This is a genomic window from Amorphoplanes friuliensis DSM 7358 (genome assembly GCF_000494755.1).
GTDB lineage: Bacteria > Actinomycetota > Actinomycetes > Mycobacteriales > Micromonosporaceae > Actinoplanes > Actinoplanes friuliensis.
This window is the reverse complement of sequence record NC_022657.1, coordinates 2516138-2535848: the sequence shown is the minus strand read 5'-3', so window position 1 is coordinate 2535848 and position 19711 is coordinate 2516138. Positions and strand designations below refer to the sequence as shown.

Genomic DNA, 19711 nt, shown 5'->3' with positions numbered 1-19711 from the left:
AAAAGTGGAGCGGACGACGGGATTCGAACCCGCGACCCTCACCTTGGCAAGGTGATGCGCTACCAGCTGCGCTACGTCCGCGTGGTGCTGTGGACAAACTATAGGCGAACATCCCAGAGCGGTTTCACCGGGCCCGGGCCAGCCGGGCCACCGCCCGCTGCTTGAGGGCAAATCCCTCCTTGGCGGCGTCGCGCAGACCGGCCACCAGCGGCGAGCGCGAGCGCCGGGCCCAGGGCACCGGAACGTCGGTCGTACCGTACTTCGCCTTGTAGGAGTTGCCGCCGACGAAGTCGAACTCGGTGACTCCGCGTTCGCGGGCCCAGCGCAGGGCGTACCAGATCAGGGCTTCGTTGGGGCGCACCTGCTGGTGCTCGCGGTAGCTGGCGCCGCCCCAGAAGTACATCGTGCGGTGGTACCAGGGCATGATCGCCGTGGCGATGCAGCGGCCGTCGGCGTCGCGGGCGCGCAGCAGCAGGATGCTGCCCGCCGGGCCCAGACTTCTGATCAATGTGCGGACACGCTCGATCGAATAGGTCGGGACCAGATTTTGTTTGGCGAATACGTCGCGAAGCTGACTGTAGAAATCGTCGGCAAATGTGGGGTCGTCGCCGGGAACCTCTTCGATGACAACACCGGATTTGTCGGCCTTACGGATATTACGGCGGCAGGCGCTGGCCATCGCGGCGAACAGCGCGTCCTCGCTCGGGCTCAGGTCGATCACCGCGGTCGGGGCGGCGGCCCAGCGCAGACCGAGGCCCTCGAGGTCGGTCTCGGCCAGGCCGCGGTCGCGGATCTCCAGATGCGCGGCGCCCAGATCGTCGAAGGCGAACGGCATCAGCGCCTGCAGCGCTTCGCGGCGCGGCACCGCCGGATCCAGGTTGAAGCCCAGGTAGGACGTGGTCCAGCCGGCCATCGGGCTGCCCAGGATGCGCAGGCCGTACCGCTTGGTGAGCAGGCCGGTGAAGTGGCCGACGGTGCGGGAGCCGTCGGAGATCGTGGCCAGGACAGGCTCGGCCCGTTGTGCCTGCGCCACGAACCGCAGCCACGGCTCGGTGTGGAAGATCAGCCGATCCTCGTAGCTCGCGCGGTCGGCCCAGAGCGCGGGCGTCGGTTCGACCCGTTGTAGTCGAAGCATGTAATCACCCCTCGAGCCGGATGATGCCTCGCCCGAACAACATTGTGCAAGGCCCCGAAAATTGACGTGAAGCTTCCTCACGTTCCTTATGACAATTGCTACTGACGCCGGGCCCCGCACCTTTGCGAGGGTGGACGGACCGAGAAAAGCCGACGAGCGGGAGGGGTGCCGGGCGTGGAGTCACAGACCCGGATCAAGCGCCACCTGAACGAGCTGGGACTGCGCAGCCAACTGCGGGCGCGGCCACGGATCCAGGGCCGGGTGCTGGCGCCGGCGGGGATGTTCCGCCGCCTGCCGACCAGTACGGGGCTGTACTTCCCCTTCTACCACGACGTCCTGCCGGAGTACGCCGGTGACCTGCGCCGCCACCTGCAGAGTTTCAAGAGGCTGGGGCCCATGGTCACCTGGGACGAGGCCCTGGAGGTCCTCGCCGGGCGCCGCGACCTGAGCGGGCCGATGTTCTGCCTGTCCTTCGACGACGCGCACCTGAGCTGGCGTGACGTGGTCGCTCCGATGCTGCGCGAGCTGCGGGTGCCGGCGACCTTCTTCGTCACCACCGGGCTGGTCGGGCAGACGGGCAACCTCACCTGGCCGGACCTGCGTGATCTGCTCGCGCAGGGCTTCCAGTTCGGTTCGCACACCGTCACCCACCAGCGGCTGGCCGACCAGGACGATGCCGCCTCGCTGCACGAGATCCGGTTCTCCAAGGACCGGCTCGAGCAGGAGCTCGGTGTCGAGGTCCGCGACTTCGCCGCCCCCTACGGCAGTCTGGTCGATTACGGCGACCGTGAGGTCAGCGCCGCCCGTGAGGCCGGTTACCGCAGCTTCGCCAGCACCCTGCGGGCGCCGATGCTGCCCGGTGACTCGCCGATGTTCATCCAGCGCCAAGGCCTGCACCCGGCCTGGCCGCTCTGGGCCGTGAGGACGCGCGTCCATGACTGACACCCGCATCTACCTCTCGCCGCCCGACGTCAGCGACCTGGAACGCAAGCTGCTGCTGGAGGCGTTCGACTCCAACTGGGTCGCCCCGGTCGGGCCGGACCTGGACGCGTTCGAGGCTCAGGTCGCCGAGCTGGTCGGCGTGCGCCACGCGATCGCGCTCAGCAGCGGCACCGCCGCGCTGCACCTGGCGCTGGTCGCGGCCGGCGTGCGCCGCGGCGACACCGTGCTGGTGCCCTCGTTCACCTTCGCCGCGACCGCCAACGCGGTCATGTATCTCGGCGCCCGCCCGATCTTTCTCGACAGCACAGCCGCGAGCTGGAACGTCGACCCGGGACTGGTCGCCGACGAGCTGCGCAGCCGGGCCGCCCGCGGCCAGCTGCCGCGCGCGGTGATCACCGTCGACATGTACGGCCAGTGCGCCGACTACGGGCCCCTGCTCGACGCCTGTGACCGCTACGGCGTCGCGTTGATCGAGGACGCCGCGGAAGCGCTCGGTGCGACGTACCGGGGGCGGGCTGCGGGGTCCTTCGGGCTGGCCGGGGTGCTGTCCTTCAACGGCAACAAGATCATCACGACCGGCGGCGGTGGCATGCTGGTCACCGACGACGGCCGGGTGGCGACGCAGACGCGGCACCTCGCGACGCAGGCCCGCGAGCCGTTCCCGCACTACGAGCACCGCACGGTCGGCTACAACTACCGGCTGAGCAACCTGCTCGCCGCCGTCGGCCGCGGCCAGGTGCAGCGGCTCGACGAGCTGATCGCCGCCCGCACGCAGACCGCGGAGTTCTACCGTGACGCGCTGGGCGATCTGCCCGGCCTGACCTTCATGCCGGTCGCCGACTACGGCACCCCGAACTGGTGGCTCACCTGCCTGCTGGTCGACGCCGAGGAGTTCGGGGCCAGCCGCGACGCCATCCTCGAGCACCTCGGCGCGCAGAACATCGAGGCCCGCCCGACCTGGAAGCCCATGCATCTGCAGCCGCTCTTCCAGGACTGCGTGATGCGCGGCGGTGAGGTCAGCGCGGACGTGTTCCGGCGCGGACTGTGCCTGCCCAGCGGTTCGGCCCTGACCGACGAGGACCGCCGGCGTGTCGTGGACGCCGTGCGGGACGGGCGGTGAGCGCGATGCGCATCGTCTACATCCACCAGTACTACTGCAATCCGCAGATGACCGGTGGCATCCGCTCCTACGAGCAGGCCCGCCGGCTGGTCGCCCGCGGGCACGAGGTCCACGTCATCACCACCGACATCACCCCGGGCAAACGCTCACTGGGCTGGCGGCGTACCGACGACGACGGCGTGAACGTGCACTGGTTCTCCGTGCCGTACTCCAACAACATGTCCTTCACGCGGCGGCTGCGCGCGTTCGGGGAGTTCATGGCTCTGGCCACGGCCCGGGCCGCCAAGCTCAAGGCGGACCTGGTCTTCGCCACCAGCACCCCGCTGACCGTCGCGGTGCCCGGTGTCATCGCCGCCAAGCTGCGCCGCGTGCCGTTCGTCTTCGAGGTCCGCGACCTGTGGCCCGAGGTGCCGATCGAGATGGGCGCGCTGCGCAACCCGGTGCTGCGCCGCCTCGCCGGTGCACTGGCGAACTTCGCCTACCGCAACGCCGAGGAGGTCGTCGCGCTCTCCCCCGGGATGGCCGCCGGCGTCACCGCCCGGCGTCCGGGCACCCGCACCACCGTCATCCCGAACGCCGCCGACCTCGACCTCTTCGCCGTCGAACCTGCTGCGGTGCAACGCTTCCGGGCCGAGAACCGGTGGCTGGGTGACCGGCCCCTGGTCGTCTACACCGGAGCGCTCGGCGCCGTCAACGGTGTCGGCTACCTGGTCCGCGCGGCCCGCCGGATGCGTGAGCTCGACCCGGAGGTGCAGTTCCTCATCGTCGGGCACGGCAAGGAGTGGGAGGACACCCGCCGGCTCGCCACGGGTTACGGCCTGCTCGACCGCAGCGTGCACATGTGGGAGAAGGTGCCCAAGGCCGACCTGCCGGTGATCCTCGGTGCGGCCACCATGTCGACCAGCTTCGTGCGGCCCATCCGCGCCCTGTGGGAGAACTCCGCCAACAAGTTCTTCGACGCGCTCGCCGCGTCCCGGCCGATCGCCATCAACTACGGCGGCTGGCAGAGCGACCTGCTGCGCGAGACCGGCGCCGGGCTGGTCCTGCACCCCGAGGACACCGACGCCGCGGCCGCGCAACTGGCCGGGCACCTGCGCGACGAGACCTGGCTGCAGCAGGCGCGCACGGCTGCGCACACCCTGGCCGTCGAGCAGTTCTCCCGGGACCTGCTCTTCGACCGCTTCGAATCCGTGCTGAACCGCGCCGCCGCCTCCGGGCGCCGGGGCCGCCGGACCGCGACCCGCGCGGCCCTGTCCGAGCAGTCGTAACGATCCAGGAGACCAGACGTGGAACTGCGTGAGTATGTGCGGGCCTGCCGGCGCCGGTGGGTGTGGATCGTCGTGCCGGTGCTGCTCGCCGGTGTCGCCGCGGGCCTGACGCTGACCGCGCAACCCGCGTACCGGTCGTCGATGGTTCTGTTCGTCACCACCGGCACCGGTGACCCGGACGCCAAGGCCAGCCGGCTGAACTCCTACATCGCGCTGCTCACCGGGCCGCGGGTCGCCGACACCGTGGTCAAGGCGCTCGGCGGCGGCCTGACCAGCGCGCAGGTCCAGCAGAGCCTGTCCGCGCAGGTGCAGGAAGGCACCGACCTGCTGGTGGTCTCGGCCAGCGACTCCTCGCAGGAGCGCAGCGAGAAGATCGTCACCAGTGCCACCACCGCGCTGGTCGGCCTGGCCAAGCAGCTGGACCCGCCGGGTGCGGCGACCGACGGCCCGCGGCCCTCGGTCTCGATCGCGCAGAACCCCGTCACCGTCCGCGAGCCCGGCAACCTGCTGCGCAACATCGCCTTCTCGGCGGTGCTCGGGCTGCTGCTGGGCGCGGTTGCCGTCGCGGTCCGCGAGGCGACCCGCAAGACCGTCAACGACGAGGACGACCTGCGCCGCCTCGGTCTCGGTTCGGTCGGCGTCATCTCCATCGGCGGCCGCTCGGGCCGCGACGGTTACCCCGACGAGGCGCTCGCTGAGGCCTTCCGGCGGTTGCGCAGCCTGCTCCCCGACATCTCCGGACTCAAACGCCCCGGTACGCGGGGAACCTCGCTGCTGCTCACCGGCTCGCACGAGAAGGAGGGCACCACCGCGGTGGCTTGCGGGCTGGCCATAGCGATGGCCGAGACCGGCGCCCGGGTCGTGCTCGTGGACGCGAATTTGCGTACGCCGGGAGTCGGGCGCTACCTGTCGCTGGACACCAGCCGCGGCCTGGCCGACGTGCTCGCCGGCACCGCGCGCGTGCCCGACGTGCTGCAGGACTCCCTCGACGGCCGGCTGACCGTGCTGCCCTCCGGCGACCACGCACCCGACCCGGGCGAGATCCTGGCCTCGCCCACGCTGGGCGCCACCCTGCGCAATCTCACCGAGCGTTTCGACATCGTCCTGGTCGACGCGCCGCCGCTGCACGGTGTTGCCGACGCCGCCGTGCTGAGCAAGGTCACCGACAGCGCCCTGCTGGTGGTCCGGGCCAACCACACGCGGACGGCCGACGTGCAGCGCTCGACCGACCTGCTCGAACGGGTCGGTGCCCGGCTGTCCGGTGCCGTGCTCAACGCGCTGCCCCGCAAGCTGCCCACCGGCGGAGCCTGGCACCGCGGGGAGCAGCTGCCGCAGCCGCACGACCAGGAGCTGGTCACGCGGCTCTTCGGCGACACCCGCCCCGGCGACGCCCCGGCGGAGAACATCGACGACACCATGGTCGTGCGCCCCTACGAGGGCCCGATCCGCGGGCGCGCCCAGGTCGTCAAGGCCACGGTCGGCACGCCGGAGAAGAACGACGAGCCGGTCGAGGACGCCGAGCCGGTACGCGGCCAGGCCCGCGTCGCCGAGCCGGCCGCCGCGCCGAAGCTGCCCGTGCAGCGCGACGGCACCGACGACAAGCGGCAGCCCGGTGAGTGAGCTGCAGGCCGAACGCCCGGCACCCGCGCCCACCCGCCGCGGTGACCCGGCCGGCTGGCTGCGCGGGCAGATCCGCGAGCCGTTCGTGCAGCTGCTCGCCTCGCAGCTGCTGACCGGTGGTGTCGCCCTGGCCGCCAACATCCTGATGGTCCGGGCGCTGAATCCCAGCGGCCGTGGTGAGGTCGCCCTGATGCTGCAGGTCGTCTACCTGGCCACCCAGGTCCTGCTGCTCGGCACCGAACGCAGCTTCGTCGCCAGCTACCACGACGTCGCGCCGGCGGTCGCCGTCCGCGCGTACGCGAAGCTGATGGTTGTCCCCGCTCTGGCCGGCATCGCGGCGGCCGCGGTGTTCACCTCGGTGGCGCCGCAGCGGTTCAATCCCGGACCGGCCATCGTGGCCATGATCGTGGCCTACGCACTGGTCGAGGCGACGAGCCTGGCCACCCGCGCGGTCGCCATCGCGGTCGGCCGGGTCGCGGAGTTCCTCTACGCCCGTGTGGTCGAGTCGCTGCTGCTGCTCGTGCTGCTGGTGGTGCTGTTCACCGCCGACGTGGCGCACCCGGTCGTGTGGATCGCGGCCTACCTGCTCTCCGGCGCGGTGCCGACCTTCGCCTACGTGGTCATCTGGCTGCGCCTGCCGGTGCGCGACGAGACCCCCGTGCTGCCCGGCCAGAACCGCGTCGTGCGCCAGGAAGGCCTCGCCCTCTTCCCCGCCGCGCTGTCGAACATGGCGATGCTGCGGGTCGACCGCCTCGCCCTGCCCGCGCTGGCCTCGACCTCCGCGCTGGGCCTGTACGCCGCGGTCGCGACGATGACCGAGCTGCTGGCGTGGCCGCTGCGGGCGTACGCGGACTCCCGGCTCGGGAAGTGGCGCTCGAGTCACCGCGGTGAGGGACTGGACACCCGCCCGATCATCGTCGCCGCCGCGGTCTACGCGCTGGTCGTCGCGCCCATCGCGGCCGGCGCCCTCTACCTGCTGATCGTGCCGATCTTCGGCGAGCAGTACGCCCCGGCCAAGGTGGTCGTGCTGCCGCTGGTCGCCGCGGCCGGGCTCTACGCCGTCTCGCGGATCAGCCTGGGCCTGCTCATCGCCAAGGGCCACAGCGCACTGGTCTCGGCCGCCGAGATCACCGGCTTCGTGGTCAGCTTCGCGGCCTACCTGCTGCTGATCCCGGCGCACGGCATCCTCGGCGCGGCCTACGGATCGCTGCTGGGATACGGCGCCTGCCTGGCCTTCGCGCTGGTGACCAGCCGGATCACCCGGGACCGGGTGACGGTGTCATGAGCCTGACGAGCTGGTGGCGTACCCCGAGGGTCTTTCTGGCTCCGGGCCTGGTGCTGGTCCTGGTCGCCATCGGCGGCCGGTTCACCCTGGACCGCGCCGGCTTCGTCGATCTGGCCTGGGTGGACCTGCGCGTGATCGGCCTGATCGCCGCGCTGGTGCTGCTGACCGTGGACATGGCCCGCCGGCCGAAGACGCTCGGGGCCTACCGGCCGGAGGGCTGGCTGGTGGCGACCGTGCTGTTCTTCCTCTTCCAGATCGCCTCGGGCCTGTGGGCCCCGCAGGCTTCGCGGGTCGGCCCGCAGACGCTCGACCTGGTGCTCATGGGCGTGCTCACACTGGCCTACTACTTCTACACGGTGGGCGATCCGGCCATCGTCGTGCGCACGACGTTCCTGCTGTTCTTCGTCGCGGCGATCGTCTTCGCGCTGGCCGCGCTGTTCATCAACGGCCCCGGCGACCAGGGCCGCTACTCGGCGTTCGGCGGTGGCCCCAACGTCTTCGTGCGCATCGAGATCCTCGGTGTCATCAGCGCGATCGCGCTCTACCTGTTCACCAGGCGCATCCTGCCGTTGCTGGTGATCCCGTTGTTCCTGCTGGCCGCCGTGCTGTCCGGCTCCCGCGCGGGCCTGCTCGCCGGGGTGGCCGTGGGACTCGCGGCGCTGTGGAAGATCCGGCGGCGGCTGCGGACGAGCTTTGTCGTCGCCGCCCTCGGGGTGCTGGTCGCGGCCACGGCCGTGGTGTGGGCGTTCGCGCCGCCGGCGTTCACCAGCCTGTTCCAGGAACGCTTCGTCGAGCAGACCGTCGAACAGCACTACCTCTCCGACCGCACCGACATCTGGGCGGCCGCGTGGCGCCTGGCCGTCGAGCATCCGCTGGCCGGTGCCGGGCTCGACGGTTTCTACGGCCTCATCGGTGTCAACCAGGCCGTCGAGTACCCGCACAACTACGTCCTGGGTGTCGCGGCCGAGGGCGGTTTCCTGGGCATGCTGCTGCTGACGACGGCGGTCGTGCTGTGGGCGCGCACGGTCCGCGGCGGCGGCGTACGCCCGCAGCTGACCGGCCTCGGTGTCGCCGCCGCGGTTTTTGTCGGGCTGAGCAGCCTGTTCTCCGGCGACTACTACGACGCCCGGCTGTTCTGGCTCTTCGCCGCCCTGGCCGCCGGAGCCGCGGTCGTACCCGCGCCCGCTGAACTCGCGGACGCCCAATCCCGGGAGAAGGCGGTGGTGGCACGATGACCGCCAAGGACGCCAAGATCGGGCGGCGCAGTGTGCTGCTGCTCGCGCTCGCCTCGCTGACCGCTGCCAGCGCCTCACCGAGCACCGACGTGCTGCCGATGATGAACCCGCTGCCGGCCGCACCCACCGCCGCCGCGGGCACGATCGACCTCAAGCCGGTCAGCCACTGGACCGCCGTGTTCATGGACAGCTGGGACTACCAGTACGAGAACAGCCTGCCGATGAGCCGCTCCAAGGACAGCTGGGACCACTACGACCTGTCGTACTCGGTCGACTCGTGTGTGGCGATGTTCCGGGCGACCGACCAGCGCCGCTATCTCGACCGGGCGCTGGAGTTCGTCGAGAACGTGGTCGCCTCGGCCGTCGTGTCCTCCACCCTGCGCAGCAGCGGATACAAGGACAAGTACCGCGGCTGGGCGTCGTCGGCCTCGGGTCAGGGCGGTGACGAGGTCCCGCTCTACGAGAGCTACTTCTGGCGTTACGGGACCGCGCTGCTGGTTGCCATGCACGACGCGCCCGCGGTGCTCGCCGACGCGGCCTATCGCCAGCGCTACGAGCGGCTGCTGCGTTTCGCCGAGGTCGACATCTTCGAGAAGTGGTACTCGCGCAGTCCCGGCGAGAACATCTACCGCGAGCGTACGCACATGGCCGCGCACTGGGCGCTGATCGCGATGAACCTCGCCCAGGTCACCACCGACGACGGGCGCCGCACGCGGTATCAGCAGGTCGTCGACAACGTCGATCTGCACGTGCCCGGTGTCGGCTCCAGCCTGCGCGCGCAGATGCGGCGCAACCCGGCCGAGCCGACCGCGTACTTCTGGAGCGACGTCTGGGGTTCGGCGCGGCGCCCGGGGCAGGACGTGAGCCACGGCAACGGCGTCATGGCGTACGTGGTGGAGGCCCGTGACCGCGGCCGGCAGTGGACCGCCGCCGACCTGGCCGGTTTCTCGGCCCTGCTGACCCGGGTGATCTGGCCCGGTGGCACGACCTATCGCAACTTCGTGGACGGCACCGGCAGCGACAACGGCTGGTTCTCCGACGGCTTCGTCAAGCTGGGACGGTCCGACCCGGCGGTGCAACGCCGGCTCGAGGACCACCAGGTGGTCAACGATCAGTTCGCCGCGAACATGGCGCTCAACGCCCGGGTCCTGCGGTCGTAGGCCCGGCGGGAGGAGAGGCATCACCATGACGGCAGCACCGCGCGCTGCACTGCTCGATCCGGCGGCCCGGGAGTGGAAGGAAGCTCTCCAGCAGGCCTCCCACGACATGTACCACGAGAGCGAGTACGTCGTCCTCGACGCACTGCTCTACGGCGGCACCCCGACCGCGTACTACTACGAGGAGGACGGCAAGCGGCTGCTCATGCCGCTGATCGTGCGTGACATCCCCGGTACGCCGTTGCGTGACGCACTCTCGCCGTACGGATATCCGGGCCCGGTCAGCGACGCACCCGCCGACACCGCCTTCTGGCAGCGGGCCTGCGCCGCGCTGACCGAGACGCTGCGCGGCGAGGGGATCGTGTCGGTCTTCGTCCGGCTGCACCCGCTGCTGCACACACCACTGGACACGCTGGGCACCGTCGGGACGCTCGTCGCGCACGGGGAGACGGTGTCGATGGACCTGACCGTCAGCCTCGACGAGATGTGGAGCCAGACGCGCAGCGACCATCGCAACCACATCAACCGCGCCCGGCGCGCCGGCACCCGGGTCGTCTTCGACGACTGGGACCGCCTCGGCGAATGGGTCGAGGTCTACCACGACAACATGCGCCGGGTCGGTGCCACCTCGTACTACTTCTTCACCCGCGAGCACCTCGAGGCCATGCACGACGCGGTCGGCGACCGCATGCATCTGGCCGTCGCGCTCGAAGGTGACGAGGTCGTCGGGGGCAACACGTTCTTCGAGCACGACGGCATCGCCACCGGCTACGTCTCCTCCACCCGCCGCGCCCCCAAGCGCTACGCCGACGAGATGCTCTACGACGAGGTACGCCGCTGGTGCAAGGCGCGCGGCGACACCGTCTTCCACCTCGGCGGCGGCAAGGGCGGCAGCAACGACTCGCTGTTCTCCTACAAGGCGGGCTTCTCCCCCAGCCGGCACGCGTTCCACACCTGGCGCGTGGTGACCGACCCCGAGGCCTACCGCGCGCTCGTCACCCAGCTCAAACCCGGCGCCGATCCGGACGACCTCTCCGGCACCTTCCCGTCCTACCGTTAGGAGTCCCGCATGCGGATCAACTGTGTCGGCGGCGGACCCGCCGGTCTGTACTTCGCGGTCCTGGTCAAACTGGCCGACCCCGCGCACGAGGTTGTCGTCGTCGAACGCAACCCGGCCGGCGTCACGTACGGCTGGGGAGTCGTCTTCTGGGACGACCTGCTCGACGACCTGTTCCGCCACGACCCGGTCAGCGCGAGCCGCATCTGGGAAGCCGCCGCCAAGTGGGACGAGTACGAGGTGCGCGCCACCGGCAAGGCGACCACCCACCTGGCCGGGTACGGCTTCAGCCTCGGCCGCAAGATCCTGCTGGACATCCTGGCGCAGCGCGCGGCCGAACTCGGCGTCGAGATCCACTACCGCGACGAGCTGACCGACCTGTCCGACCTGCCGGAGGCCGACCTGGTGGTCGCGTGCGACGGCGCCCGCAGCCGCCTGCGTGAACAGTTCACCGAGCACTTCGGCGCCGACATCGAGACCGGGCGCAACAAGTACATCTGGCTCGGTACGCCGCACGTGTTCAAGACGTTCACCTTCGGCTTCGAGCAGACCCCGGCCGGGTGGGTATGGTTCCACGCGTACCCGTTCACGGCCGACCGCAGCACCTTCATCGTGGAGTGCTCCCCCGAGACCTGGGCCGGGCTGGAGTTCGACCGCCTCGACGCCGCCGCGGGTACCGCGAAGCTGGAGCAGATCTTCGCCACGCACCTGAACGGCCAGCAGCTCATCGACCACCGCGCCGAGGTCGGCGGCACCGGCTGGCTCAACTTCCGCCGCCTGACCAACCAGCGCTGGGACCACGGCAACCTGGTGCTGATGGGCGACGCCGCGCACACCACCCACTTCGCCATCGGCTCAGGCACCAAACTCGCCATGCAGGACGCGATGGCCCTGGCCGACGCGGTCTCCTCCGGCGACGCCCTGGCGGTGGCGCTGGAGCGTTACGAGAGCACACGCAAGGCCGCCCTGGCCCCGCTGCAACGCGCCGCGAAGGCCAGCAGCGAATGGTTCGAGCGGGTGCCCGACTACACCGACCTGCCGGCCAAGCAATTCTCCTACGCCCTGTCCGACCGCCGTGGCGAATATCCGATGTGGAGATACCTGCTGCACGTGGCCACGCAGAGCACGGTCCCGCGTACCCTGCTGCGCTGGACGCTCAGCGCCCGCCGCTGGAGCCGCGCGCGCCGTCGCCCGCTCGCCTCACCGATCGCGCCGGCCGGCCACTCCGCCCCGGCGGTCGTCACGTCTCGATGACCAGCAGGTCCATCGGCGTGCCCCACGCCAGGGTGAGGGTCCCCGCCTGCCGCCAGCCCGCTCGCGCGTAGATCGCCCGGGCGGGAGACCGGGGGTCGGCGGCCAGGGTGGCCAGCGGCTCCGGCCGGTCCTGCAGCAGCTGCCGGAACAGCCGGCCACCGATCCCTTTCGACCGGTAGTGCGGATCGACGAGCCACTCCAGCACCGCAAACTTGTCGACAGCGGCGATGTCCGTGTCGTCGGCGCCCGGCCACCAGGAGCCCGCCGGCATCGTCCATCCGTAGGCCGCTCCGACCAGGCGCTCGTCGTCCTCGGCGGTGACGAGGGAAAAGCCGGGTTGCTGCGCATCGTCGGTGAACCTGGTGCGGAAGTGCTTCACCTGCTCCGGGCCCTCCCGGTACGGCGGCTCCGCGTAGACCAGGGCGTACAAGCGGACCAACGCGGAATGACGTTGCGCCGTGGAAGCAGAGTCGTAACGCAGGTAGGCCACCATGCCGGGATGTTACGCGCCGGGCCACAGCGTTCCTCAGCAGTTCAGCGCAGGTATGTGCTGGCTCATACACGCCGGGTCGCTGCCCCGGTACGTTGAGCTGCGGAAGACAACGACACCACGGAGGTACTCGATGGGCTTCGTCACCACCTCGGACGGGACAGAGATCTTCTACAAGGACTGGGGATCGGGACAACCGATCGTCTTCAGCCACGGCTGGCCACTCTCGGCCGACGACTGGGACACCCAGATGATGTTCTTCCTGCAGCACGGCTACCGCGTCATCGCCCACGACCGGCGCGGGCACGGCCGGTCGACGCAGACCAGCGACGGCCACGACATGGACCATTACGCCGACGACCTGGCCGCGGTGACCGCGCACCTCGACCTGCACGACGCCATCCACGTCGGGCACTCCACCGGTGGTGGCGAGGTGGTGCACTACATCGCCAAGCACGGGCAGGAGCGGGTCGCCCGGGCCGTGCTGATCAGCGCCGTGCCGCCGATCATGGTGCAGACCGAGTCGAACCCGGGCGGACTGCCCAAGAAGGTGTTCGACGACATCCAGACCCAGGTCGCCACGCACCGCTCGGAGTTCTACCGCGAGCTGGCGTCGACCGCGTTCTACGGTTTCAACCGCCCCGGCGTCGAGCCGGTCGAAGCGATCGTCGCCAACTGGTGGCGTCAGGGCATGATGGGCGGCGCCAAGGCCCACTACGACGGTGTGGTCGCGTTCTCGCAGACCGACTTCACCGAGGACCTCAAGAAGATCACCGTTCCGGCGCTGGTCATGCACGGCGAGGACGACCAGGTCGTTCCCTACGCCGACGCCGGTCCGCTGTCGGCGCAGCTGCTGCAGAACAGCACGCTCAAGTCGTACCCGGGCTTCCCGCACGGCATGCCGACCACCCAGGCCGACACCATCAACGCCGACCTGCTCGCGTGGCTGCAGTCCTGAGCTGAACCCGGCCCCTCGCCCGAGGTGGGCGAGGGGCCGTTCGTCACACCTCGCGGTCGCGCCACCGCCATCGCTGGTCCGGGGTCGGGTTCTCACCGGGTTCCGGCAGAGTACGGCGCATGTAGTCGTCGTCGAGGGGCGCCAGCAGCAGTTCGAGCTCGCGGCGGGGCTCCGGGGGCAGTTTTGCCATCATGTCCTGCAGGGCGCTGCGGTCGGCTTCCGGTTCCAGGCCCGGGCTGATCACCGGGTCACCGGGCAGCCAGCGGCCCGGTTCACGCAGCAGGTACTGGTACCCGGCCAGGGCTCGGGCGACCGCGCCGGGCCAGTAATGAACATCCTCGACGTAGCGGATGGCGGCGTGGGTGCGGGCGGACAGTCCGTCGATCTGCGGTTGCGGGGCCGGTCCGTGGTCCGGCCGGCGCAGCCTCTTCGGGGGCTTACGCGGCATGGCCTTCTCTGCGGGGAAGCATCCCGCCATCCTCGCCTACGAGCGGCTCCAGCGGGAGTGATTTATCCCCGCGAAAAGACTCAATGCTGGGGAACGGCGTCATTTCCCGACTGCCACATTTCGTAGTTGCCACATTCGGCCGTGATGTCGGCTGTCGCCTGAGCCGCGGCGAAAAAGTCGTCGACCAGTGGTGAATGGCGCGATGCCGCCACCGCGAGGCAAACCTGGTCGGGGGCCAATTCCGGAATGGGCACAAAGCTGACGTCGGGATGCGAATAAAAAACGGTCGCCGAACGGGCCAGGAAAGAGATGCCCCGGCCGGCCGCGACGTGCTCGAGCGTCTCGTCCACCCCGCGCACCCGGTATCCGGCGTCGGGGTGCGGGCGCCGGGTCGGCTGGATACTGGTGGGCCAGAGCAGCGACTCCCCCGCCAGATCGGCCTCGGTGATCTGCTCCTTGCCGGCGAACCGGTGGCCCGAGGGCAGCACCGCCACCCGCGGCTCGGTGTACAGCGGGGTGACGCGCAGGCCGGTCTCGACGATGGGCAGCCGCACGTAGCCGACGTCGATGCGGCCGTCGAGCAGCAGCGCGGCCTGCTCGTCACCCTCGATGCGCTGCACGTCGACCAGCACGTCCGGGTGCCGGGTGGCAAAACGGCGTACCGCCGGGGTGACCGCGATGCCCGCCCGGAAGCCGACCATCAGCCGGCGGCTGCCCCGCGCGGCCACGGTCACCCGGCGGCGCACAGCGTGCGCGGAGGCCAGCAGCGGGCCGGCGTCACTGAGCAGTTGCCGGCCGGCGTCGGTCAGCGCCACGCCGTGGCTGTCCCTGATCAGCAGCGGGGTGCCCAGATCGTGTTCCAGTGCGCGAATCTGCCGGCTGAGCACCGGCTGAGCGATGTGCAGCTCCTCGGCGGCCCGGCCGAAGTGCAGCGTGTCGGCGACGGCGGCGAAGTAGCGCAGCTTGCGCAGGTCCAGATCCATGGAGCCTCCCGGTCCGGCAATGCCCCAAGGGTATCGCAACGACCGAAAGAGGTCTTGGACAACCTGTTCGGGCCGATGGCACGCTCGATACCGAAAGCAAATTCGATACGGGGAAACAGGAGCAATTGTGGGAAAGCTCGATGGCAAGGTTGCCGTAATCACCGGTGCGACCAGTGGAATGGCGCTGGCCGGTGCAAAACTGTTCGTCGACGAGGGAGCCCACGTTTTCATTTCGGGCCGGCACCAGGACGCGCTCGACGAAGCCGTCAAGCTGATCGGCCACAACGTGACCGGCGTGCAGGGTGATGCGGCCGACCTCAACGACCTGGACCGTTTGTTCGCCACGGTCGAGCAGGAAAAGGGCTCGATCGACGTGTTGTGGGCCAGCGCCGGGGTGGGCGCGCAGGGCCGGCTCGGCGAGATCACCGAGGAGCACTTCGATGCCGCCTTCTCGCTGAACGCCCGCGGCACGCTGTTCACGGTCCAGAAGGCGCTGCCACTGTTCAACGACGGCGGCTCGATCTTCATGACCGGGTCGAACGCGTCACTGCGCGGCTACCCCGGCTGGAGTGCGTACGCCGCCAGCAAAGCCGTCCTGCCCGCCTACGCACGGGTCTGGGTGTCGGAGCTCCGGGACCGCAAGATCCGGGTGAACGTACTGACCCCCGGCCAGGTCGCCACACCGCTGATGCGGGAAGTGATGGACGCGCAGATGAAGGCGCAGTTCGAGTCCGTCATCCCGCGGCGTGAGATGGGCCGCCCCGAGGAGATCGCGTCCGTCGCGCTGTTCCTGGCCTCGGACGACTCCAGCTACGTCAACGGCATGGAACTGGTCGCCGACGGCGGCTCCACCGTGATCTGACCACGACCATCCGATCCATCCACAGCAGGAGACACATCATGACCAGCATCAGCATCATTGGCTCGGGCAACATGGCCACGGCCATCGGCACCCGCGCGGTCAAGCACGGCCACACCGTCGAGTTCATGAGCCGCACCACCGCCAAGGCTCAGGCACTCGCCGACGGGATCGGCAACGGCGCCACAGTCGGCGCGTACGGATCCCGGCCGGCGGGTGACATCGTCGTCCTGGCTGTCCTGTACGCCGGCGCGGTCGACGTGGTCGCGCACTACGGCGACGCACTGGCCGGCAAGATCGTCGTCGACATCACCAACCCGTTCAACGCCAACGGTGACGGACTGGCCACCTCCCCGGGCAACTCGGTGGCCCAGCAGATCGCGGCCAAGGCCCCCGAGGGCGCCCACGTCGTGAAGGCGTTCAACACGATCTACGGCGGTGTCCTGGCCCAGGACAAGCCCATGGATGCGTTCTTCGCCGCCGACAGCACCGAGGCCAAGGCCCGTGTGGCGGCGTTCCTGGAGAGCCTGGACATGCGGGCCCTCGACGCCGGAGATCTCGGGATGGCCCACGCCCTGGAATGGGCCGGTCTGCTGCTGGTGGGCGTGTCCCGCAACGGCGCCGGCTTCGAAACCGCCCTGGGCGCCGCAGTCCTCTGACGTTCTCTCCCACGACACACAAGGACAGTCGCATGCGCGTGTTTGTCACTGGTGGGACCGGCCATGCCGGTTCGGCCATCATCCCCGAGCTCGTTGCCGCCGGGCACGAGGTCACCAGCCTGGCCCGGTCGGACACGGCCGCGGCGGCCCTGTCGGCTCTCGGCGCGAAGGTGCGCCGCGGCGATCTGGAAGACCTCGGCGGGCTGCGGCAGGCGGCCGCGGAGTCCGACGGCGTCATCCACGTCGGATGGCGGCGTGAGCTGATGATGTCCGGCGGGATCGACGCCGTGACCGCCGCCGAGCTCGCGATCGTGCTGGCGCTCGGCGAGGCGCTCGCGGGTACGGGAAAACCGCTGGTCGCGGCGGGCAGCATCGGCTCGCCCGGATGGGAGAACCTGGGCCGGCCGGCCACCGAGCAGGACCCGGCCCTGCCCGGCGGCGACGAGTTCCGCGGCACCCTGCGGGTGCGCAACATCGTGGAGACCACCGTGGTCGGCCTCGCCGAGCAGGGAGTGCGGTCCTCGATCGTGCGCATTCCCCCCATCGCGCACAGCACGACCGACAGTGCGGGCTTCCTCCCGCTGCTGATCGCGCTGGCCCAGGAGAAGGGCGTCGTCGGTTACCCCGGCGACGGGCAGAACCTGTGGCAGGCCGTGCACATCCGCGATGTCGCGTCGCTGTTCCGGCTGGCGCTGGAACAGGGACCGGCCGGCCGGTACTGGCACGCGATCGAGGACGAGGGCATCACGGTACGCGCGATCGCCGAGGCCATCGGCAGCCGGCTGGGGCTGCCCGCCGTGAGCATTCCCGCCGACGTGCTGATGCTGCCGGGCTACTTCGGTTTCCTCGCCAACCTGGTCACGCTCGATCTCCCGGCGTCCAACCTCATCACCCGCCGGACGCTGGGCTGGGAACCCGCTCAGCCCGGACTGCTCGCCGACCTCGACAACGGGCACTACTTCCCCGCCGGCTGAAAACAGCCCGGGCCGTGTCGATCCGCGCGGCGCTCGTTCGACGCGTGCAGGACAGGGCCCGAGCGAGGCCCGGCGCACGAGGAGACCGAGTTGTCGAAGTACATGCTGATCATGCGGGGTACCGACGCGTCGAACGCGGCCATGATGGCCTCGATCGACGAGGCGATGGCGGCGACCGGGCAGTTCATCGAGGAGATGATCAAAGCCGGTGTGCTGCTCGCGGCCGAAGGGCTCGACGAGCCGGCCCGCGGTGTGGTGGTCGACTTCAGCGGTGAATCCCCGGTGGTCACCGACGGACCGTACGGCAGCACCAGGGAACTGTTCGGCGGGTACTTCCTGCTCGAGGTCGCCTCGAGGCAGGAGGCCGTCGACTGGGCCACGCGGTTCCCGGCGGTCACCGGTTCGAAGTTCGAGATCCGCCGGGTGGCCGGCAGCGACGAGGCGCCGCCGGCCTACGAACCGGCCACCGAGGACCGCGCCGCGAGCGACAACCCGGCCTGATCCAGCACGGGGAAAGCGGTCCGGGCCGGCTCCGCGGCGGAAACGGTGAGGGCCGGCTCCGCCGAGAAGGCGGTGAGGATGCCGGCGATGCGGTGGATGTCGTCGCGGCGGCAGCGGTGGTCGACCGGGACGGTGAGCATCCGGTCGGCCAGGTCGGCGGCCTGCTCGTCGCCGCTCCACACCCCGGCGCGGTTCTGACGCCAGTGGACCGGCGCGTAGATGCCGTGCGACGCCAGGTGGCGCAGCAGCGAGTCGCGGACCGGCGGCGACGGGCAGACCAGCTGGATCCGGAACGGTGCGGCATCCACCGGTCCCCCGGTCAGCGCCCGCCAGCCCGGCGTCGACGGCGGCAGGGCCGCGGCCAGCGCCTGGGCGTTGTAGCGTCCGGCCGCCCGCAGGCCCTCGACGTCGAGCAGCGGCAGCATCGCCGTGGTCAGGGTGCTGGCCGGCGCGGTGCTGCCGAGCAGGGTGTGCTCGCCGTGGGCGTACAGGGTGCGGAAGTCGTCCTTGGCGATGGGCCGGCCGTCGAGCCAGGCCGACTTGAGCAGCATCGCGGTGAGTTTGAGGTGCGCGCCCGGGCTTTCCGGGCCGTCGGGCCGGGGCAGGTCCAGGCCGGCGGGCGACCACATCAGGCCGCCGTCGGGGACCGGGAGCGTCTTGCGCAGCGAGGCGACCGCGTACGCCGCGGTGCTCGACTGCGCCCATCCGCTGAACGGGTCGTGGGAGTGGTCCTCGATCACCGTGACGCCGGGGTGGGCGCTGCGCCAGGTGTCCCAGGGGCCACGGTCCTCGCGGCCGAACAGGTTCTGCGCGAGCACCATGTCGCCGGGTTCGGCGCGCAGCGTCTCGAACGACGGTCCCGCGCTGTCGGGCAGGTGGCGGTACCAGGCGATCGTCACGTCGGCCGAGAGTGCCTCGGCGACACCCACGCAGAAGTACGACGGGACGTGCAGGCGGCTCTGCGGCTGCAGCGAGCGCAGCAGTGCGGTCAGTGCTCCGCAGCCGGTGGCGAAGAGCCGGTGGCCGGCGGGCAACCACGACGGCAGGCCGCCGCCCTGCTCGGCGCCAAGCAGGGCGGCGGGGTCCCAGGCGAACTCCGAGCCGATCTCGCGGTGCGCCTCAGGCGGCACGGCTGATGTCCTGAGCACGCTGGATGTTGAGCTCGTCGACGTGCACCGGCGCCTCGTCGCGGTGCAGGGTGGCCACCGTGCGCCAGATGATGCGCAGGTCCAGCGCCGGTGACCAGTGGTCGACGTACCAGCGGTCGAGGGCAAAACGGGCCGGCCAGTCGATGTCGTCGCGCCCGTTGATCTGGGCCCAGCCGGTGATGCCCGGCTTGACCTCCAGGCGCCGGGCGTCGGCGGCCGAGTAGTTCGCGACCTGCGGCAGCACGTCGGGGCGCGGGCCGACCAGCAGCATCCGGCCGCTGAGCACGTTGAGCAGCTGCGGCAGCTCGTCGAGGCTGGTGCGGCGCAGGAACCGGCCGCAGCGGGTGATCCTCGGGTCGTTCTCGACCAGGCCGAACGGGTCACTGATGCCGAGCGTCGCGCTGAGCGCCACGGAGTCGTGCACCATCGTGCGGAACTTGAGCATCCTGAACGGCACCCCGCCGCGGCCGGCGCGGTCCTGGACGAACAGGATGCCCTTGCCGTCGGCGATCCGGATCCAGGCCGCGACGACCAGGATCACCGGGGACAGCAGGATCAGTGCGACGGCGGCGGCCAGGCGGTTGAGGACGTTCCAGAGCAGGCGTACGGGTTCCACGG

General features: G+C 70.5%; 20 protein-coding genes and 1 tRNA gene. 14 read left to right on the top strand and 7 right to left on the bottom strand.

What is annotated here, in order from left to right:
* Positions 1–5: 5 nt before the first annotated feature.
* Both AFR_RS11830 and AFR_RS11825 read right to left on the bottom strand, forming a co-directional pair.
* Positions 6–81, bottom strand: a tRNA-Gly gene (locus AFR_RS11830).
* Between the two features lie 43 nt (positions 82–124).
* Complete coding sequence (locus AFR_RS11825) at positions 125–1135, bottom strand: lipid II:glycine glycyltransferase FemX (RefSeq protein WP_023360669.1); 1011 nt, start codon at positions 1133–1135, stop codon at positions 125–127.
* A gap of 174 nt (positions 1136–1309) precedes the next feature.
* On the opposite strand from AFR_RS11825, the gene AFR_RS11820 reads away from it, so the two are divergent.
* Genes AFR_RS11820 through AFR_RS11780 form a run of 9 tightly spaced genes read left to right on the top strand, consistent with a single transcriptional unit; the run spans position 1310 to position 12073 of the window.
* Positions 1310–2077: a polysaccharide deacetylase family protein gene (locus AFR_RS11820; protein ID WP_041840801.1), complete on the top strand. Its 768-nt coding sequence runs from the start codon at positions 1310–1312 to the stop codon at positions 2075–2077.
* On the top strand, positions 2070–3197 hold the full coding sequence (locus AFR_RS11815; RefSeq protein ID WP_023360666.1) for a DegT/DnrJ/EryC1/StrS family aminotransferase: 1128 nt from the start codon (positions 2070–2072) through the stop codon (positions 3195–3197). The genes AFR_RS11820 and AFR_RS11815 overlap by 8 nt, the downstream gene beginning before the upstream one ends.
* A 5-nt stretch (positions 3198–3202) precedes the next feature.
* Positions 3203–4465 (top strand): glycosyltransferase family 4 protein, encoded by a 1263-nt coding sequence (locus AFR_RS11810; RefSeq protein ID WP_023360665.1) that lies wholly within the window; start codon positions 3203–3205, stop codon positions 4463–4465.
* Positions 4466–4483: 18 nt separating this feature from the next.
* Entirely contained in the window at positions 4484–6085 is a 1602-nt protein-coding gene (locus AFR_RS11805; protein WP_023360663.1) for a tyrosine-protein kinase domain-containing protein, read from the top strand.
* Positions 6078–7370 (top strand): lipopolysaccharide biosynthesis protein, encoded by a 1293-nt coding sequence (locus tag AFR_RS11800; protein WP_023360662.1) that lies wholly within the window; start codon positions 6078–6080, stop codon positions 7368–7370. Before AFR_RS11805 ends, AFR_RS11800 begins: the two co-directional genes overlap by 8 nt.
* Positions 7367–8605 carry an O-antigen ligase family protein gene (locus tag AFR_RS11795; RefSeq protein WP_023360660.1) on the top strand — a complete coding sequence of 413 codons (1239 nt, stop codon included), beginning with the start codon at positions 7367–7369 and terminating at the stop codon, positions 8603–8605. Before AFR_RS11800 ends, AFR_RS11795 begins: the two co-directional genes overlap by 4 nt.
* Positions 8602–9765: a hypothetical protein gene (locus tag AFR_RS11790; protein WP_023360658.1), complete on the top strand. Its 1164-nt coding sequence runs from the start codon at positions 8602–8604 to the stop codon at positions 9763–9765. The genes AFR_RS11795 and AFR_RS11790 overlap by 4 nt, the downstream gene beginning before the upstream one ends.
* 25 nt (positions 9766–9790) lie before the next feature.
* Positions 9791–10822 carry a GNAT family N-acetyltransferase gene (locus AFR_RS11785; protein ID WP_023360656.1) on the top strand — a complete coding sequence of 344 codons (1032 nt, stop codon included), beginning with the start codon at positions 9791–9793 and terminating at the stop codon, positions 10820–10822.
* Positions 10823–10831: 9 nt separating this feature from the next.
* A complete protein-coding gene (locus AFR_RS11780; RefSeq protein WP_023360654.1) occupies positions 10832–12073 on the top strand; it encodes an FAD-dependent monooxygenase in 1242 nt (413 codons plus the stop codon).
* On the opposite strand, the gene AFR_RS11775 is transcribed toward AFR_RS11780, so the two are convergent.
* Positions 12060–12566, bottom strand: coding sequence for a GNAT family N-acetyltransferase (locus AFR_RS11775; RefSeq protein ID WP_052359367.1), 507 nt, complete (start codon positions 12564–12566; stop codon positions 12060–12062). The two genes, AFR_RS11780 and AFR_RS11775, sit on opposite strands and share 14 nt — an antisense overlap.
* Positions 12567–12696: 130 nt before the next feature.
* Here AFR_RS11775 and AFR_RS11770 point away from each other — a divergent pair, with 130 nt between their 5' ends.
* Positions 12697–13521: an alpha/beta fold hydrolase gene (locus tag AFR_RS11770; RefSeq protein ID WP_023360650.1), complete on the top strand. Its 825-nt coding sequence runs from the start codon at positions 12697–12699 to the stop codon at positions 13519–13521.
* 43 nt (positions 13522–13564) lie between these two features.
* Here AFR_RS11770 and AFR_RS11765 read toward each other — a convergent pair whose 3' ends face one another.
* Positions 13565–13969, bottom strand: coding sequence for a hypothetical protein (locus tag AFR_RS11765; protein ID WP_023360648.1), 405 nt, complete (start codon positions 13967–13969; stop codon positions 13565–13567).
* Positions 13970–14049: 80 nt separating this feature from the next.
* Positions 14050–14952, bottom strand: a complete 903-nt coding sequence (locus AFR_RS11760; RefSeq protein ID WP_023360646.1) for a LysR family transcriptional regulator — start codon at positions 14950–14952, stop codon at positions 14050–14052.
* Positions 14953–15079: 127 nt separating this feature from the next.
* Here AFR_RS11760 and AFR_RS11755 point away from each other — a divergent pair, with 127 nt between their 5' ends.
* The 4 genes from AFR_RS11755 (at position 15080) to AFR_RS11740 (ending at position 17945) form a co-directional block, all read left to right on the top strand.
* A complete protein-coding gene (locus AFR_RS11755) occupies positions 15080–15814 on the top strand; it encodes an SDR family NAD(P)-dependent oxidoreductase (protein WP_023360644.1) in 735 nt (244 codons plus the stop codon).
* Between the two features lie 38 nt (positions 15815–15852).
* Positions 15853–16470, top strand: coding sequence for an NADPH-dependent F420 reductase (locus AFR_RS11750; RefSeq protein WP_023360642.1), 618 nt, complete (start codon positions 15853–15855; stop codon positions 16468–16470).
* A 32-nt stretch (positions 16471–16502) separates the two neighbouring features.
* Positions 16503–17444: an SDR family oxidoreductase gene (locus AFR_RS11745; protein WP_023360640.1), complete on the top strand. Its 942-nt coding sequence runs from the start codon at positions 16503–16505 to the stop codon at positions 17442–17444.
* A gap of 90 nt (positions 17445–17534) precedes the next feature.
* A complete protein-coding gene (locus AFR_RS11740) occupies positions 17535–17945 on the top strand; it encodes a YciI family protein (protein WP_023360638.1) in 411 nt (136 codons plus the stop codon).
* Here AFR_RS11740 and AFR_RS11735 read toward each other — a convergent pair.
* Together AFR_RS11735 and AFR_RS11730 are read right to left on the bottom strand one after the other, a co-directional pair.
* Complete coding sequence (locus AFR_RS11735; protein WP_023360636.1) at positions 17897–19075, bottom strand: hypothetical protein; 1179 nt, start codon at positions 19073–19075, stop codon at positions 17897–17899. The genes AFR_RS11740 and AFR_RS11735 overlap by 49 nt on opposite strands.
* On the bottom strand, positions 19065–19709 hold the full coding sequence (locus AFR_RS11730) for a sugar transferase (protein ID WP_023360634.1): 645 nt from the start codon (positions 19707–19709) through the stop codon (positions 19065–19067). Before AFR_RS11730 ends, AFR_RS11735 begins: the two co-directional genes overlap by 11 nt.
* Positions 19710–19711 lie beyond the last annotated feature (2 nt).